General features: G+C 60.9%; 17 protein-coding genes, 1 pseudogene and 1 riboswitch. Of the genes and pseudogenes, 11 read left to right on the forward strand and 7 right to left on the reverse strand.

The features are described from left to right. Positions 1-348 precede the first annotated feature (348 nt). Together KIP88_RS40845 and KIP88_RS48740 are read right to left on the reverse strand one after the other, a co-directional pair. Positions 349-612: a hypothetical protein gene (locus KIP88_RS40845; protein ID WP_145963731.1), complete on the reverse strand. Its 264-nt coding sequence runs from the start codon at positions 610-612 to the stop codon at positions 349-351. Then, a complete protein-coding gene (locus KIP88_RS48740; protein WP_374226579.1) occupies positions 609-806 on the reverse strand; it encodes a hypothetical protein in 198 nt (65 codons plus the stop codon). Before KIP88_RS48740 ends, KIP88_RS40845 begins: the two co-directional genes overlap by 4 nt. 95 nt (positions 807-901) lie before the next feature. On the opposite strand from KIP88_RS48740, the gene KIP88_RS48325 reads away from it, so the two are divergent. The 3 genes and pseudogenes from KIP88_RS48325 to KIP88_RS40860 all read left to right on the forward strand — a co-directional run bounded on the left by KIP88_RS48325 (position 902) and on the right by KIP88_RS40860 (position 4661). Then, positions 902-1039: a hypothetical protein gene (locus tag KIP88_RS48325; RefSeq protein ID WP_214493767.1), complete on the forward strand. Its 138-nt coding sequence runs from the start codon at positions 902-904 to the stop codon at positions 1037-1039. A gap of 159 nt (positions 1040-1198) precedes the next feature. Continuing rightward, positions 1199-1394, forward strand: a riboswitch (cobalamin riboswitch). A gap of 100 nt (positions 1395-1494) precedes the next feature. Next, positions 1495-3829, forward strand: a pseudogene (gene metE / locus KIP88_RS40855) (5-methyltetrahydropteroyltriglutamate--homocysteine S-methyltransferase). Between the two features lie 628 nt (positions 3830-4457). Then, positions 4458-4661, forward strand: a complete 204-nt coding sequence (locus KIP88_RS40860; protein ID WP_057846719.1) for a cold-shock protein — start codon at positions 4458-4460, stop codon at positions 4659-4661. Positions 4662-5177: 516 nt separating this feature from the next. Here the strand turns inward: KIP88_RS40860 and KIP88_RS40865 are convergent. The 5 genes from KIP88_RS40865 to KIP88_RS40885 form a co-directional block, all read right to left on the reverse strand. Beyond that, positions 5178-5867, reverse strand: coding sequence for a helix-turn-helix domain-containing protein (locus tag KIP88_RS40865; RefSeq protein ID WP_214493768.1), 690 nt, complete (start codon positions 5865-5867; stop codon positions 5178-5180). A 118-nt stretch (positions 5868-5985) separates the two neighbouring features. After that, positions 5986-6381, reverse strand: a complete 396-nt coding sequence (locus KIP88_RS40870) for a response regulator (RefSeq protein ID WP_213251447.1) — start codon at positions 6379-6381, stop codon at positions 5986-5988. A gap of 85 nt (positions 6382-6466) precedes the next feature. Next, a complete protein-coding gene (fixJ, locus tag KIP88_RS40875) occupies positions 6467-7084 on the reverse strand; it encodes a response regulator FixJ (protein ID WP_057854466.1) in 618 nt (205 codons plus the stop codon). After that, positions 7074-8609: a sensor protein FixL gene (gene fixL / locus KIP88_RS40880; RefSeq protein WP_214493769.1), complete on the reverse strand. Its 1536-nt coding sequence runs from the start codon at positions 8607-8609 to the stop codon at positions 7074-7076. Before fixL ends, fixJ begins: the two co-directional genes overlap by 11 nt. Beyond that, a complete protein-coding gene (locus KIP88_RS40885) occupies positions 8606-8803 on the reverse strand; it encodes a hypothetical protein (RefSeq protein ID WP_145963730.1) in 198 nt (65 codons plus the stop codon). The genes fixL and KIP88_RS40885 overlap by 4 nt, the downstream gene beginning before the upstream one ends. Between KIP88_RS40885 and KIP88_RS40890 the strand changes: the two genes are divergently transcribed. The 8 genes from KIP88_RS40890 to KIP88_RS40925 form a co-directional block, all read left to right on the forward strand. Further along, entirely contained in the window at positions 8796-9236 is a 441-nt protein-coding gene (locus tag KIP88_RS40890; RefSeq protein WP_214493770.1) for an HPP family protein, read from the forward strand. The two genes, KIP88_RS40885 and KIP88_RS40890, sit on opposite strands and share 8 nt — an antisense overlap. Positions 9237-10503: 1267 nt before the next feature. Then, on the forward strand, positions 10504-11223 hold the full coding sequence (locus KIP88_RS40895; protein WP_108521781.1) for a cyclic nucleotide-binding domain-containing protein: 720 nt from the start codon (positions 10504-10506) through the stop codon (positions 11221-11223). A 403-nt stretch (positions 11224-11626) separates the two neighbouring features. Further along, a complete protein-coding gene (gene ccoN / locus KIP88_RS40900; protein WP_214493775.1) occupies positions 11627-13249 on the forward strand; it encodes a cytochrome-c oxidase, cbb3-type subunit I in 1623 nt (540 codons plus the stop codon). A gap of 11 nt (positions 13250-13260) precedes the next feature. Beyond that, a complete protein-coding gene (gene ccoO, locus KIP88_RS40905; RefSeq protein WP_214493771.1) occupies positions 13261-13995 on the forward strand; it encodes a cytochrome-c oxidase, cbb3-type subunit II in 735 nt (244 codons plus the stop codon). 11 nt (positions 13996-14006) lie between these two features. After that, positions 14007-14171: a cbb3-type cytochrome c oxidase subunit 3 gene (locus KIP88_RS40910; RefSeq protein ID WP_057846728.1), complete on the forward strand. Its 165-nt coding sequence runs from the start codon at positions 14007-14009 to the stop codon at positions 14169-14171. A 6-nt stretch (positions 14172-14177) separates the two neighbouring features. Beyond that, positions 14178-15047 carry a cytochrome-c oxidase, cbb3-type subunit III gene (gene ccoP, locus KIP88_RS40915; protein WP_214493772.1) on the forward strand — a complete coding sequence of 290 codons (870 nt, stop codon included), beginning with the start codon at positions 14178-14180 and terminating at the stop codon, positions 15045-15047. A gap of 78 nt (positions 15048-15125) precedes the next feature. Further along, positions 15126-16589 (forward strand): cytochrome c oxidase accessory protein CcoG, encoded by a 1464-nt coding sequence (gene ccoG / locus KIP88_RS40920; RefSeq protein ID WP_214493773.1) that lies wholly within the window; start codon positions 15126-15128, stop codon positions 16587-16589. Positions 16590-16660: 71 nt separating this feature from the next. Continuing rightward, on the forward strand, positions 16661-17103 hold a 443-nt coding region (locus tag KIP88_RS40925; RefSeq protein ID WP_249791402.1), incomplete at its 3' end, for a FixH family protein.

A 17103-nucleotide genomic window follows, 5' to 3' on the forward strand; every position in this document is an offset into this window, starting at 1 on the left:
TCGATCACTCACCGAGAACTCCAAGCTTGTGAGAACATCAGTGTTACGAGATGCCCTTTTAGTCGTCTCTAGTCGCGCGAACAAATGATCGAATACTCGAGTTCTTGCGCCGTTTGGCGGTGATTTTTGCGCATGTGTCGCATCTTTTGTGCAAAGATGATCAACTGGACGCAGCGTGCAGCTCAACGCATCGGTCGGTCTACCGCGATAAGCCCGGATGCCTAGGGAGGTCACCGTTTCCCTTCGTTGTTCAGGCGGGATGGTCATCTCGGCGACACTCGTCACGGGTTTCGGTGATCTATTATAGTCTGTATGTAACGTACACTGCGAATTCAGAATCTTGAGCAGCTACAGGCCGATAGGAATGTCAATGTAGCGCATCGATGGGTCGTCGGCGTCCACCGGACCGAGCTCGTCCCAGGCCGACAGCCAAGCCGCAAGCACTGCCGATGTCTGCTCCAAGGCCTGCACCTGGCGAAGCGTCACGCGGAATATGGCGCAGGCAAAATGGTCGTTTCGGAGTGCGACGGTGGATGGTTCAAGTCCGCAGACGACGGAATGGATGACATGCCGCTCGAAGGCCACGAGATCGGGGTTGCCCGTAACTTTCAAGCAAGGGCCTGAAAGGTGATGCGGCAGTCATGCCTGAACGGGCGTTTTTGGCCAAGGTGGTCGCGGAGCGGATGCAGGGGATAGAGATGCGCGCAGGTGGGCAACCCTCGGGCAATGGCTACGTCACTGCATGGGTACGGCGATGCGACAGTACTTTCGGCAAAGATATGGGTGTGCCTCGCGATACAGCACATAAGCGCGTGCAGAGTTGGAGGCGGGCGCCTACCGATTTTCCCGGCGCGCTCAACACCGCGGAAATGTTCCTGCCTTTGCCGAGCGGATGCCGGGCGTGCCGCTGCTCGCCAACATGACCGCCTTCGGCAAGACGCCGTTGCTTTGCGGTGGCAGAATTCGAGGTAACTATTCAATGGTGATCTGGCCGGTGTCTGCGCTGCGGGTGGCTAACAAGGCGCAGGAAGATCTGTAAGCTGCGATCGCGCGACCACGGCACTCACAAGATTGTCGATCGAATCCAGACGCGCGCCGAACTCTATGCGACGATCGGGCCGCACGACGACGAGGCGCTAGATGCCTCCGTTGTCCAGACGATCGCTCCCGAGAACCGAACGGAACGGCCCTCTTGCAGGTAATCGGAGATGTCGAGGCTCTCCGGATTGATCCGGAGCTAAGAGGGAAGCCGGTGCGATGCCGGCGCTGCCCCCGCAACTGTAAGCGGCGAGCCGCTGTCCAATAGAAGTCACTGAAGCCACGCGGCTTCGGGAAGGCCGGATAGCAGCGACGACCCGCGAGCCGGGAGACCTGGCCCGACAACATATTCGTTCACGGGCGGGGTGTCCCGGTGGTGCGCCAAGCAGTTGCCGCTTCGGCGGCTTTTTCTGCACGCGTCGCCATGGCCTTTGCTCCCAACATAGGGTTGAAGCTATGTCTCTTCTCTCGATTCCTGTCGCTACCCTCGGCACGCCGCGCATCGGTCCGCGCCGCGAACTCAAACTCGCGCTCGAGAGCTATTGGGCCGGAAAGTCTGACGAAACGCAGCTTCTTGAGGCTGCGGCTGCGCTTCGCGCCGCCAACTGGGCGCGGCAGAAATCGCTCGGCGTAACCGTTATTCCTTCAAACGACTTCTCGCTTTATGACCATGTGCTCGATACCAGCGTGATGGTCGGTGCCATTCCGGAAATTTACGGTTGGAGCGCAGGCCCTGTTTCGCTCAAGACCTACTTTGCGATGGCACGGGGGCGCACAGCGCGATGACCATGATGCGAATTGCGGTCACGCCGAGCACGGCGCCGCAGCGCAGGAGATGACCAAATGGTTCGACACCAATTATCACTACATGGTGCCGGAATTTCACAAGGACCAGACCTTCACGCTTTCCTCTCGCAAGCCGATCGAGGAGTATGAAGAGGCGAAAAGCCTGGGTTGTCAGACGCGCCCGGTGCTGGTTGGTCCGGTCACCTTTCTGAAGCTCGGCAAGAGCGCAGATCCTGCATTCGATCCGCTGTTGCTCCTCGATAGGCTGCTGCCGGTCTATGTAGATGTTCTCCGCGAACTCACCCTAAGGGGCGCCGAGTGGGTGTAGCTGGACGAGCCATGTCTGGTCCTGGACCTCGACGACGCTACACGCTACACGCGACGCGCTGCGCCGGACCTACGCCCACCTGGCCAAGAAGGTTCCCGACCTCAAGATCATGCTCGCTACCTATTTTGGAACGATCGGCGACAACCTGGAAACCGCTTTGACGTTGCCGGTTGCGGGCCTTCACATCGACCTGGTCCGCGCCCCAGAGCAGTTGAGCCCGATTGTCGCCGACGCTCGAAGGGATATTGTCCTCTCTCTCGGCGTCGTCGATGGCCGCAATGTCTGGCGTTCGAACCTTCCAGCGGTGCTCGACCGGCTCGAACCTGCCGTCGCAAAGCTTGGCGAGGACCGCGTGCAGATTGCATCCTCATGCTCGCTGCTTCATGTCCGATCGACCTCGATCTCGAGACCGATCTCGATCCCGATGTGAAAAGCTGGCTTGCTTTCTCCGTCCAGAAGATCGGAGAACTCGCAACGTTGGGACGCGTGCTGGCTAAAGGCTGGGAGGAAGCGGCGGATGTACTTGCGGCCTCAGAAGGCGCGGCCGTCACGCGCGAAACGTCGCCCAACGTTCACAATGCGAACGTCGCCAAGCGAATGGCTGCAATCGATGACGGCATGCGGCGTCGTCGCAGTTCTTTCGCCCGGCGCGCCGAGGTTCAGCGCGCGCGGTTCGGATTGCCGACATTTCCCACGACGACGATCGGATCGTTCCCGCAGACGGCGGAAGTTCGCAACGCCCGCGCGGCCCATGCGCGGGGAACGATGAGCGACGCACAACACGAGCAGTTTCTCAAAGGGGAGACGGCACGCGCGGTGCGCTGGCAGGAAGACATCGGTCTCGACGTTCTCGTGCATGGCGAGTTCGAGCGCAATGACATGGTGCAGTATTTCGGCGAGCAGCTGTCCGGCTTCGCATTCACCAAGCATGGTTGGGTTCAGTCCTACGGCTCGCGTTGTGTCCGGCCGCCCATCCTTTTTGGTGATGTCTCCCGGCCGAAGCCGATGGCGGTGGAGTGGTGGCGCTACGCGCAATCGCTGACCAAGAAGCCACTGAAGGCGGTGGTGACAGGACCGGTGACGATCCTGAACTGGTCGTTCGTCCGTGATGATATTCCACGGAGCGAAGCATGCCGTCAGATCGCGCTAGCGATCCGTGACGAGGTGATCGACCTCGAGAGGTCCGGCGCGATGATGATCCAGATTGACGAGGCTGCGCTCCGAGAAGGATTGCCGCTGCGCAAGTCACAATGCAAGACCTACCTCGGCTGGGCCGTAGACAGCTTCCGCATTTGCTCGTCGGGCGTGGCCGACGAGACCCAGATCCACACCCATATGTGTTATTCCGAGTTCAACGGCATCATCGATGCGATCGCGGCAATGGATGCCGACGTCATCTCGATCGAGACGTCGCGGTCAAAGATGCAACTGCTTGACGCCTTCAAGAGCTACAAATATCCGAACGAGATCGGACCCGGCGTTTACGACATCCATTCGCCGCGCGTGCCGGACGCGGCCGAGATGAAGAACCTCATTGCGCTGGCGCGGCAGCGGCTTTCCGATGCGCAGCTCTCGATCAATCCAGATTGCGGCCTTAAAACGCGCCGATGGGATGAGGTGCGTCCCGCGCTCATCAATATGGTCGCCGCTGCCCGTGAATTGCGGGCGGCGTCCTGATCCCGAGGCAATCGCCGATGTCCGGCGTCTTTTTTCACAGGGAGCGCCGATGCGTTTCTGGATCAAATGCACCCGCTTTGGAAAGGAGGAGCCCTGTTGCGTGAATTTCTCGCTTGTCGAGGAGATGGGCGTGATGGCGAGAAAACGATCCTGGAGTTTGTCGGAAGCAACGCCCAAACGATCGAGGTGAACGAGACGCCGGACGAAATCTCTCGATCCATCTCGGTGGGGTTTATTGAGTCGAGTGTTGCAGACTTTGGGAACCGGAACCGGCGAAGTGTCGGTCGATTTGCGAACGGGCGATGCGCATCCGGACTGGCATGCTCTTGCCTGGTCGCGTGAGATCAGGCCGGAGAACGCTTTTGCTCCTCGTCTCGCGAGCGAACCGTCGTCGTTCGCCTGAGACAGGGCGATCTGTTCGCGCTGGAAGATCGCTGCGCCTATCCGGCAGGTGCCATTGTCGAAAGGCGTCGTCAGAAACTGCCGGCTGCATTGCTGCTACCACGGCTCAACGCGGCGGAGTTGGCGCACAAGCTAATCCTAATTCCGCAAATCACTTGAGGCGAGCAGGTCTGTCGAGTTTAATGATCTGATACGCCGTTAATTTATGTGATTCGGAGAGAAGAACATGCCCCAAGGCAAGGTGAAGCTGTTTAAGGACGATAAGGGGTTCGGCTTTATAGCGCCTGATACCGGCGGTGAAGACCTATTCTTCCACGTGAGCAGCTTGTTGCCCGGTGTAACGCCCAAGCAAGGAGACCGCGTCAGCTATGAAATCGGTGTAGACCGCAGGACCGGACGTAGTCGAGCCGAAAAGGTCGTGATCGGTTGATCATAGAGACTTGGGCAGAGTCATTCCCGGCCACCATACGAAGGCTTTCTTATCACCGGCGTTCCAAAGCGCCTCTAGCTTCTCCCACTCCATGAACCCGCAATCCCAGTCGCCCCGCAATCACGCCTTTTCATTAGGACCGAGCAAGTCCTTATATTTTCGGACAGGCATTAGCCTCGCAAGGTAAGTGGCCAGGTCTCGGCAGGCGGTGCAACATCAAGCCCCTGCTCGCGGACCAAGCGGGCGGACGCGAGGCGGCGATCGCGTTCAATTGCGATCTCCCGTCGGCTGCGCTCCCGTTACCTCGACCCGGTCGGATGCAACGTCCAATCGGGAACGCCATACATCTCGCGAAACTTTCGTTTGGAGACATCTATAGCCTGCGCATTGTTTTGGCCTCACGTCCGGCATCACTGGATCTTTGTCAACACGCCGGAACGCTTCAGGTTGGAGCGACTGCTTATTCACATCGGCCAACCTGAATTCGCTCGACTTGGCTTCGCCATATGAGGCCGATCAGATATCCATGTTGCGCAGGCGCTGGTGGTTGCGCAGCACGATCTGGCGGGCACCGGAAAAGCCCAGCACGCCTTCGTCGTTCAATTGCGACAGGGCACGTGACACCGTTTCCAGCGTAAGCCCGAGATAATCGCCGATGTCGCGGCGGCACATCGGGAGCGCCATCGTGCCGGCCACCGTAAGGCGGCGATCCATCTCCAGGAGGAAGTTGGCGACTCGTTCCATCGCGCTTTTGCGACCAAGCAGCAGGATGTGCTCCTCGGCGCGCTTGAGGTCATCAGCCGTTATGGTCCAGAGCTTGTGGGCGACCCGGACGTCGGTGCCGGCCGCATGTTCGAGGCTGCGGCGCTTCACCAGGCGCACGGTGCTGTCGATGATGGCTTCGGCGGCCAGGCGGTGCTTGGTGCTGGACTCCAGCCCGAACACGTCGCCAGGCAAATGGAACGCGCCGATTTGACGACGTCCGTCGGACAGCAGCTTGTAGGTGCGCATCGCGCCGCGAACGACCTGGTAAACATACTCCGCCGGCTCGTCCTCACCGTAGATTTCCTCGTCCTTGCGGTAGGTGAACTCCGTGGCGATCAGGCCAGCATGGCCTGTGAGGCCGAAAAACGGTTCGACAGGCCCAAACGCGCCGGGAGCGGCTCGGTTGACGTTGAGGGACGGGGCGATCGATCGGGTGAGCATGAGCCATCTCCTGTGCAGCGGATGGCGAATTGGTAAGTGGAACAAAACGGCTGGGAAATTTCGCTTCATGCCTTAGGGGCAATGCCTTAAGTAGAATCCCGGAGCTGTGTGCCGGTTTTCAGGACGCCGAGGGCCGCTCCGTGTTGATCGCGTCCCAGATATGGGAGGAAAGGCTGTCCTCGACGTGCGGCTTGACCAGCACATGGCGAATACCGGCGCCTGCTGCTTTGGCCGGAATGGACGAGTCGGGGTGACCGGTGATCAGGATGATCGGCGTATCGATATCGCGCCGGCGCAAGAGACTGGCAAGGTCGATGCCGCTCATGCCCGGCATCTTGTAGTCGATCACGAAGCAATCGGCGCCGCCCATAGTCATGGCGTTCAGGAGCGCCTCGCCGCTGCGGAAAGTGCGGACACAAAAACCGTCGGTTTCCAGGAGAAAGCGCAGCGATCCGAGCACATCGGTGTCATCATCGACGACGTAGACAAGGGGCGTTCTGTTAGGTGAGGGCATCACAGGCTTTATGCGGCTTTCTGATCAGCCATGCGGTCGATCAGAGCATCCATAAGGCCTTCCAGCGGGCCCGACTTGATTCAGCTCAATCTTTAAGCGCCCCGGCTCGCATGGCGAGGCGGACGAGTTCCGAAAGACTCGAAGCCTGCATCTTGGTCATCACGTTGGCTCGGTAGACCTCGATGGTGCGCGGGCTGATATTGTAGTCGCCTGCGATCATCTTATTGGATAGGCCAGCCACCAATCCCTCCATCACCTGCCGCTCGCGCGGGCTCAGCGAGGCGACCCGCGCGGCGATGTCCTGCGTCATTGCCTCGTCGCGGGCGCCGGCTTCAGCCTGCCGGAGCGCGGCGTCGATCATCGCGACCAAGCGGTCATCCTCGAACGGCTTCTCCAGGAAATCGACCGCACCGAGTTTCATCGCCTCGACGGCGAGGGGGACGTCGCCATGGCCGGTCACGATGATGACGGCCAAGGAGGCGCGGCTCACCTTGAGGCGCTTTAGCAACTCGACGCCATCGATGCCGGGCATGCGGACATCCGAGACTACACAGCCGAATTCGATGGTGGAAAGGTGATCGAGGAATTTCTGCGCCGTCTCGAACAGACTGACCTCAAAATCCGCGGAATCGAGCAAGAAGTGCAGCGAGTCACGCATCGCCTCATCATCGTCGATGACGTAGACATTTCCTCTAGTTGCCATCTGTCAAACTCTCGTTGGGTGCCGCCGGCAGGGTGAAGCGAAACGTCGTGCCGCCTGCGTGATCGGATTCGGCCCACATCCTGCCGCCATGGGCCTCGATGATGGAGCGGCTGATCGACAGCCCGACCCCCATGCCGGTTTCTTTGGTTGTAAAGAAGGTCTGGAACAGGTGCTTCTCCACATCTTCGGGGAATCCGTGACCGGTGTCGAACACCGAGACTTCGGTCATGTCCCCGTCGAGCGGCCGGTTAGTGACGATGAGCTCGCGCCGTGCGGACTGGGCCATGGCTTCCAGCGCGTTGCGGAACAGATTGACCAGCACCTGCTGGATCTGGACGCGGTCGACCAGGACATGGTCATGCTGCGGGTCCAGGCTGAAGCGGATCCGCACGTCCTGTTCGCGCGCACCGGTTAGGCCAAGCGCGCCGGCTTCTTCGATCATCTTCGAAAGGCTCTCGACGCGCTTTTCGGATTCGCCGCGGGCGACGAAATCGCGCAGCCGCCGGATGATCTGCCCGGCGCGGATCGCCTGTTCCGCGGCGCGATCCATCGCGTTCTCGATTCTAGCGCGATTCGGATCGGGGCTCGCGGCAAGCAGCCGGCGCGAGCCCTTCACGTAGTTGCTGATGGCAGCAAGCGGCTGGTTAAGCTCATGTGCCAATGCAGAACCCATCTCTCCCATCGCGCTCAGCCGTGACATGTGGACGAGCTCGGACTGCAATTCCTGCAGCCGCGCCTGGGTCTGCTGATGCTCGGTGAGGTCGCGGACGAAGCCGGTAAAATAGGGCATGCCGCCGGATTGCATCTCGCCGATCGACAGGTGCATCGGGAAGGTGGTGCCGTCCTTGCGCTGACCGGTGACGATGCGGCCGATGCCGATGATGTGCCGTTCGCCGGTGGCGACGTATCGCGGCATATAGCCGTCATGGCGTGAACGGTCGGGCTCGGGCATCAGGATGCTGACATTCTGCCCGATTGCCTCGCTCTGGACGTAGCCGAACTGGCGTTCCGCCGCGCTCGAGAAGAACTGCATGATGCCGCGGCTGTCGATGACGATCATCGCGTCCGGGATGGTCTCCAGTATCAACTGCAGGTGCCGTTCGCGCGTGCGCAGGTCCTCCTCGAGCCGCTTCTCCTCGTCGAGGTCGAGCACGACGCCGGAAAGGTGGGACGGAATGCCATCCTTGTTCCTGATGACGCTGCCGCGGGCGCGGACCCAATGGCTGCCGCCGTCCTCGCGTCTTAGCCGGTAGGAGAGGTCAAACGAGGCGCCGGTCTCGCGTGAACGGGAGATCGCCTGCTCGGTTCGCTCGCGGTCCTCAGGCTCGAGCAGCGAAAGGAACAGGTCGTAGCTGACCGCAGCGGCATTGGAAACGCCGAACAGTTTTCGCGCGATATTCGACCAGAACAACTCCCTGGTGGACAGATCGATATCCCAGCCGCCGACGCCAGCGCCCTCGGCACCCAGCCGAAAGCGCTGATCGTGGCTGCCGTCGTCACACGGGAAGGGGGCTATGCCGCTCAATTGTCCTTTTCCAATTCCGGAGCGCGGATTCGGTTGAGATTTTCCCGATTATGGGCCGAATGCCCGGCCGCACTCAAGGGCGAGAAAATATGTACGATCGCGCTGATTTCATCCGTTTGACCTCGCTCAATATGCGCGGCCGCCCCGCGTGCTTGAAGTGGCGCCGTCGACAGCGAGGATTTCGCCTTGTACAAGTTTCTCGAGCAGACGGTTGCCGATTACATGACGCGCGAGCCTAGGACGGTTGCGCGCGATATGACGATGTGCGAAGTCGGCGATCTCTTCGAGAAGCAAGATTTCAATGCCTATCCGGTCATGGACGGATCGCAGGTGGTCGGCGTCATCTCCAAGTTTGACTACCTGTCCTGCTTCGTTTTCACGCCGGCGCGCATCATCCCGCGCTACCGCGACCTGATGCAGCGGACTGCCGTTGATCTAATGACAGCGGAATTCATTTATGTCGCTCCCGAAACCAGGCTGACCCGCGTGCTGGAGCTGATGGTCAACCACCGACTCCGCAGCATGCCAGTGCTCGACAGCGAGCAGCGGCTTGCCGGCATTATTTCGCGGAAGGACGTGATGCGGGCGCTGCAGGATTGCGCCACGGCGGACGCTGACCGAGTCTGATCGCAGCAGTGCCGCGTATGACCGGCAGTCGCTTGAGGGTCAATGAGTTGAGCGGCTCGTTCGGATCGGGCGCGCCATCCTCCGAAGTAACCCGGCGGCGAATGTGGGCCATCCGGATTGTCGTGTTGAACTGCGATGTCTGGTCGAGCATTGGTTCGTGTGGGTTCTATAGCGGCCTTCCCTCTCCGGGGGCCAGAGTTCAGTCGATTTCGAGCAACGCAGCCAAACGTTCGCAGCACTTCGATGAGCGCGAATCGGGTGCTCGCCAGGCATGTCTTGATCGGTCGTTTCTCCCAAGAGGTGCTGCGCGGTCGATCAGCCAGTACAACGCCAGGGTGACTGGGCACCATCGGCAGCATGGCCTCGAAAGGATAGTCGCGCACGCGGCTGGTGACTCCAACACGAAATCCGAGATTGGATTGATCCGGACAGTCCAAACCAACACAATATTCCACAATTCGGATTGGTGAGGTGGAACGGCACTGCCGCCTTCCGCTCCCTCGCGGACCCCGCAGGGCGGCGACCCGATCAGACCGCCGATCGAGACATATTCGCCGGGAGCGAACGCTCGTCCTTGCAATGAATCGGACTTCGTGGGCCAGGCGGAGTGAGGAATCATAGTGTAACACCCAGCTCCTTGACGGCGAACGAGTTGGCCGAGGGCGTTTTCCTCATGGGACCGCATTTTGCGAAGCGGCACGCTTCGCGGCGGGCCCGCCAGAATTTGGCGTCGATCCTGAAGTCATCGTCCAGCGGCGCAACGATCACATGGCCGATGCCCGCGCCGCCTTCGGGGCGACCTGGCTGTTGCGCAGGCTCCAGCCGGATCTTGCGATAACTGCGATGGGAGGGAGGGAGGGTTTAAGAATCGGCTTCAGGGAGGGTTTCTTCGTGGCGATCTTGCTCTGTTCAACAGGCTGCTTAAGTGGGAGCTGGCTAGCTGCGGGCTTGGTCAGGCCTTGATAATGATGCTGACCACCGGCACGAGCAGGCTGACTGTTCGATCAGGGGATGGTGCAGCAGGCCCGAGACCAGCGATAGCGGGGCGCCTCGATCTGGAGCGCGTCAAGCGAGGTGCCGTGGATCTCATTGGCAAGCTCGAGCTCGCGCCTCAACGACCTACGCGGGGCGCGGAACGACGCAGCTTCAGGGCGTCTCCGGCGATTGATCTGCATCAACAACACCTCATCCCTACGGACGCTACACTGCATCGACCGGCAGGGAAACGCGCCCATGAGGCGCCTGCAGGCGGCAATCGGAGGGACGTGTGAAGATTTCGGTTTTGGGGGAAGGAACGCGTTGTCGATTGTGTCACGATTGCACGGCGAGGGGCTTTGCCATCTGCGCAGCGCTCGACAAGACCGAATTGCGCGAATTGGCGCAGCTGTCGCGGCATGTTCGTTTCGAATCAGGCGCCACCGTGTTCGCACAGGCAAACATAGCAACGTCGTTCTTCAGCGTGCATGCGGGTACCCTGCGCCTCTACAAGCTGTTGCCGGACAGCCGGCGGCAGATCGTCGGTTTTGCATTGCCAGGCGATTTCCTCGGGCTCCCCGGCTTGCCGCGGCACGAATTCTCCGCTGACGCGATCGGCCGTGTCACGCTGTGTCAGTTCTCCAAGGAGTCGTTCGCGACATTCGCCGAGAACCGGCCGCAGTTGCTGCGCCGCATGATTGAATTGGCGGGCCGCGAGCTGGCCCGGGCACAGGAACATATGGTCTTGCTCGGACGGCGCTCCGCCGAAGAGAAGATAGCGAGCTTCCTGATCGGCTGGCGCGACCGACTGAGTGGAATTGGACGTGGTGGAGAAATTATGCCGCTGCCGATGAAAAGGCTGGACATCGCGGATCATCTGGGGCTCACCATCGAGACGGTGAGCCGTACCTTCTCGAAGCTCGAACGTGATGGTGTGATCCAAACCTTTGCGAGTGGCGTCGTCCTGTTGGATACCCCGCGCGCCGAAGCCTTGTCTGCGGGCATAAGTTGAAGCGCGTCGCATTGGGTTCTTTTGTCCTGGTTTGATCAAGATCAAAGACGCCTCTGTTGAAACGGCGATATATTCGCATCAGCTTCAATGGAGGTCGTCATGCCCGCCGATGCGCTCTTGGTTTCCGCAGCCGTCATCTCGGTCTTCGTGATTTTCGCCGCTGCTCTTGCTTGGGCCAGTGTCCAATCACCAAGGTCGCATCAGGCAACACCGGGAGCGCGCAAGCGTCGTCCATTCTGATTCCTTCAGGCAGCCGCTGGAGCGGGTGCAAAATGCCCGCCAGTCGTGGGGGTAGCTGATCGGGTTGATCTCAATCAAGGACAACACAGCGAGACCCGGGCTGACGGGGCAGGCGCCCATGCAAAGAGAATCACACATGCAGCAAACTCAATCCACGAAATGGATGACCCACGGCGAAGCCGGGCTGATGCTATTCTTCTCGATGGCAGCCTTCGTCTGCGCGTTCGCAGCCGCCAAGGCGCTGGACGCGCCGTTCGCGTTTCATGCTTCGCTCGCTGCAGTGGCAAGCGGCGTCGCCTCCTTCGCCATCATGAATCGGTATCTCGACCGCCCCGCGTCGCTGCCGCCGGAGGAGATCAACGGGAAGCCGAACTATAATCTCGGTCCGATCAAGTTTGCCTCCTTCATGGCGATGTTCTGGGGCATCGCCGGCTTCGCCGTCGGGCTCTTGATCGCATCCCAGCTCGCATGGCCCTTGCTCAATCTCGATCTGCCCTGGACCAGTTTTGGCCGGCTCCGGCCGCTGCACACCTCGGCGGTGATCTTCGCCTTCGGCGGCAACGTGCTGATCGCGACCTCGTTCTATGTGGTGCAGCGGACCTGCCGGACGCGGCTCGTGGGCGACCTCGCGCCATGGTTCGTCGTGCTCGGCTACAACTTCTTCATTGTGATCGCAGGCACCGGCTATCTACTTGGCGTGACACAATCCAAGGAATATGCCGAGCCCGAATGGTACGCCGATCTGTGGCTGACGATCGTCTGGGTCGTCTATCTCGTCGTGTTCGTGATGACGCTGGTGAAGCGCAAGGAGCCGCACATCTTCGTCGCCAACTGGTTCTATCTCGCCTTCATCGTCACCATCGCCGTGCTGCATCTCGGCAACAACCCGGCGCTGCCGGTGTCACTGCTCGGCTCGAAATCCTACATCGCCTGGGCCGGTGTGCAGGATGCGATGTTCCAGTGGTGGTACGGCCACAACGCGGTCGGCTTCTTCCTGACCGCCGGCTTCCTCGCCATCATGTACTACTTCATCCCGAAGCGCGCGGAGCGCCCGGTCTATTCCTATCGGCTCTCGATCATCCACTTTTGGTCGCTGATTTTCCTCTACATCTGGGCCGGCCCGCACCATCTGCACTACACGGCGCTGCCGGACTGGACGCAGACGCTCGGCATGACTTTTTCGATCATGCTGTGGATGCCTTCCTGGGGCGGCATGATCAACGGCCTGATGACGCTGTCGGGCGCATGGGACAAGCTGCGCACCGATCCGGTGCTGCGCATGCTGGTGGTTTCCGTGGCCTTCTACGGCATGTCCACCTTTGAAGGTCCTCTGATGTCGATCAAGGTGGTGAACTCGCTGAGTCACTATACGGACTGGACCATCGGCCACGTTCACTCCGGTGCGTTGGGGTGGGTCGGCTTCGTCTCCTTTGGTGCGCTGTATTGCCTGGTGCCCTGGCTGTGGGGCCGCAAGGAACTGTACAGCCTGAAGCTCGTCAACTGGCACTTCTGGATCTCGACCATCGGCATCGTGCTCTACATCTCGGCGATGTGGGTCTCCGGAATCCTGCAGGGCCTGATGTGGCGCGCCTACACCTCGCTCGGCTTCCTCGAATATTCCTTCATCGAGACGGTGGAAGCGATGCACCCGTTCTACGTCATCCGTGCCGCCGGCGGCGCGCTGTTCCTGATCGGCGCGCTGATCATGGCCTACAATCTCTGGATGACGGTGCGCGTCGGCGAGGCGGAAGTGCAGTCGACCGTCGCTCTTCAGCCGGCGGAATGAGGAGCGCTCAAATGTCTTTATGGACCCGCCATCAAATCTTCGAGAAGAATTCCATCATCCTGATCGCGGGCATTCTGGTTGTGATTGCGATCGGCGGCCTGGTCGAGATCACGCCGCTGTTCTACCTGAAAAGCACGATCGAGGTGGTCGATGGCGTCAGGCCCTACACACCGCTCGAACTGGCAGGCCGCAATATCTATGTCCGCGAGGGCTGCTATCTCTGCCACTCGCAGATGGTCCGGCCGCTCCGCGATGAGATTGAGCGCTATGGCCACTTCTCGCTCGCTGCCGAGAGCATGTACGACCATCCATTCCAGTGGGGCTCGAAGCGCACTGGGCCGGATCTCGCGCGGGTCGGCGCAAAGTATTCAGATGAGTGGCACGTCACTCACCTGACCAATCCGCGCGCGATTGTGCCGCAGTCGGTGATGCCGGGCTATCCGTTCCTCGCCCAGACCGAGGTCGACACCGCTGTTGTCGCCGACAACCTGAAGGCCAGCCGCATCGTTGGGGTGCCCTATTCGGACGAGCAAATCAAGAACGCGGTCGCCGACCTGAAGGCGCAGGCCGATCCGGACAATGTCGGCACCGACGCGTTCGGGAAACGGTATCCAAAAGCTGTGATCCGCAATTTCGACAGCCAGGCCGGTGCGCCGACCGAGATGGATGCGCTGGTCGCGTATTTGCAGATGCTCGGCACGCTGGTCGACTTCAAGCTCTACAACGAAAAAGCCAATCTTCGCTGAGAGGCAGGACGATGAAAGCAATCTTGATCGTTCACAACATCGCGTCGGACCTCGTCACCAGTGTGTGGACGCCGATCTTCGTCGGCCTGTTCATTGCGATCGTGATCTACGCGCTTTGGCCGCGGAACCAGGCGGTTTTCGACCAGGCATCTCGGATGCCGTTGCGGGAGGACTGAGAGGTCATGGAGGAAAGCGAACTTGACGGGGTTTCCGGCAAGACCACCACCGGTCACCAGTGGGACGGCATCAAGGAACTCAATACACCGCTGCCGCGCTGGTGGCTGATCACCTTCTACGCCTCCATCCTGTGGGCGATCGGTTATTGGGTCGTGTACCCGGCCTGGCCGCTTCTGTGGAGCTACACCAGGGGCGCGCTCAACTATTCGACGCGCGCCGCGGTCGGCGTCGAGCTTGCAATTCTGGAAAAGATCCGCGGCGACAAGATGATTGCGCTGGGTGCGGCTTCGCTCGCCGATATCGAAAAGGATCCGGCGCTGCTGGCGCTGGCGCGCGCCCGCGGCAAGGCCGCGTTCGGCGACAACTGCGCGCCGTGCCACGGCTCGGGCGGCGCCGGCGCAAAAGGCTATCCCAACCTGAACGACGACGACTGGTTGTGGGGCGGCTCGCTCGACCAGATCGTGCAGACCATCCAATTCGGCGCGCGCTCGGGCCACACCAAGACCCATGAGGGCGCGATGCTCGCCTTCGGCAAGGATGGCATCTTGAAGCGGGACGAGATTGGCACGGTCGCCAACTATGTGCGCTCGCTCTCGGGCTTGTCGACGCGCCAGGGTTACGATATCGCCGCCGGCGCAAAAATTTTCGCCGAGAATTGCACGAGCTGCCATGGTGAGGCGGGCAAGGGCAACCAGGAGCTCGGCGCGCCCAATCTCACTGACAAGATCTGGCTCTACGGATCGGACGAGGCGACCCTGATTGAGACCATCACGAATGGTCGGGCCGGCGTGATGCCGGCGTGGGTGGGCCGGCTTGATCCGTCCACCATCAAGGCGCTGGCGGTCTACGTCCACACGCTCGGCGGCGGCAAGTAGCGGAGCAAAGGGAAGCGGCGTTGGGTTTGCGCTGGATCAACCCGGCAGAGACGGAGGAGACTAAGAGAGCGCGGGCCCATGAACAAAATCGTCCAAATAGACCCCGACCAAGTCGAAGATGTTGGGCCGCTTTACGCGGCCCGCAAGAACGTGTACCCGCAGAGTGTTTTCGGCACCTTCCGTCGGATCAAATGGGGCCTGATGGCGTTCTGCCTGGGCGTCTACTACTTGCTGCCCTTCGTGCGCTGGAATCGCGGCCTTGGCGCCCCAGATCAGGCGGTGCTGATCGATCTGCCGAACAGTCGCTTCTATTTCTTTTTCATCGAGCTGTGGCCGCAGGAGGTCTATTACTTCACCGGCCTCCTCATCATCGCCGCGCTCACACTATTCCTGATGAATTCGGTCGGCGGCCGCATCTGGTGCGGCTATCTGTGCCCGCAAACGGTCTGGACCGACCTGTTCTATGCGGTCGAGCGCCTGATCGAGGGCGACCGGCGCGAGCGCATGAGGAAGGCGGCTTCCGCCGGTCCCCTAAAACTCGGGCGCGTCTCCGAAATCGTGCTCAAGCATTCGATCTGGCTCTTGATCGCCTGGTGGACGGGCGGCGCCTGGGTGCTCTATTTCACCGACGCGCCGACGCTGGTGAAGGAGCTCGTCACCTTCCAGGCGCCGGCGATCGCCTATATCTGGATCGCGATCCTCACCGCCACGACCTATCTGCTCGCCGGCTTCATGCGCGAGCAGGTCTGCGTCTACATGTGCCCCTGGCCGCGTATCCAGGCGGCGCTGACCGACGAGTGGGCGCTGAACGTCACCTATCGCTACGACCGCGGCGAAAAGCGCATGTCGGTAAAGAAGGCGAACGAGCTGCGGGCGCTCGGCCTGCCTGCCGGCGACTGCGTCGATTGCTATCAATGCGTGGCGGCCTGCCCGACCGGCATCGATATCCGCAATGGCCCGCAGATCGATTGCATCCAGTGCGGCCTGTGCATCGACGCATGCGACAACGTGATGAAGAAGATCGGCGGGCCGACTCGGCTGATCGGCTACGACAATGACATTAACATCCAGCGCCGGATGGCCGGCGAGCCGCCGATCTACCGCATCGTGCGGCCACGCACGATCATCTACACCGCGCTGATCGCACTCGTCGGTGGGATCATGCTGTATGCGCTGCTCACCCGTTCGCTGCTCGACATCAACGTGCTGCACGATCGCAACCCTGTCGCGGTGAAGCTTAGCGACGGCTCGATCCGCAACGCCTACACGGTCCGTTTGCTCAACAAGCGCGGTTTTGACCGCGTGGTGACGATCGACGTCGATGGTCCGCAGGATGCCGTTCTCCACGTCGTGGGCGACGATTCGATCACGCCCGACCGGCCAATGGTCGTGCTCGGGCGCGACGGCACCACAGAATTGCGTGTGCTGGTGACTGCTCCGTCGGAGAAGAATACCGAAAAATCGATCCCGACTAAATTCCGGATCACCGATATCGGTCTCGGCGAGGTCGCTTCCGCGATCGACAATTTCGTCTCGCCATGACAACAAGTGGAGCTGTCGTGAACAGAGCCAGTGCATCGCCAAAGCCGCTCACCGGCCGCAAGGTGCTTTTCATGCTGCTTGCGTTCTTTGGCGTCGTCATCGGCGTCAACCTCACCATGATAAGGCTTGCTTCCATGACGCTGCCCGGCACCGAGGTCGACAGCGGCTATGCGGCGAGCCTTGCCTATGAGAAGGAGATCACCGCCGCACGCGAGCAGGATGCACGCAGCTGGAAGGTGGACGCGCATCTTGCGCGCAGTGCGGACGGGGACACGGCGCTGGAAGTCAAGGCACGCGACGGGAGCGGAAAGGCGCTGACCGGACTGAAATTCACCGGTCGCCTGGAGCGGCCGACCGACCGGCGGGCGGACCGGGTGATCGCGCTGTCGGAGGTGACGGGCGGCATTTATCGGGGCAGCGGCCGCGCCGTCGGACCGGGGCAATGGAATCTGGTGCTGGAAAGCGAAGCCGACGGCCGGCGTCTGTTCATGTCTAGGAACCGCGTGGTACTGAA

The sequence above is a fragment of the Bradyrhizobium sp. SRL28 genome (assembly GCF_018596315.1).
GTDB lineage: Bacteria > Pseudomonadota > Alphaproteobacteria > Rhizobiales > Xanthobacteraceae > Bradyrhizobium.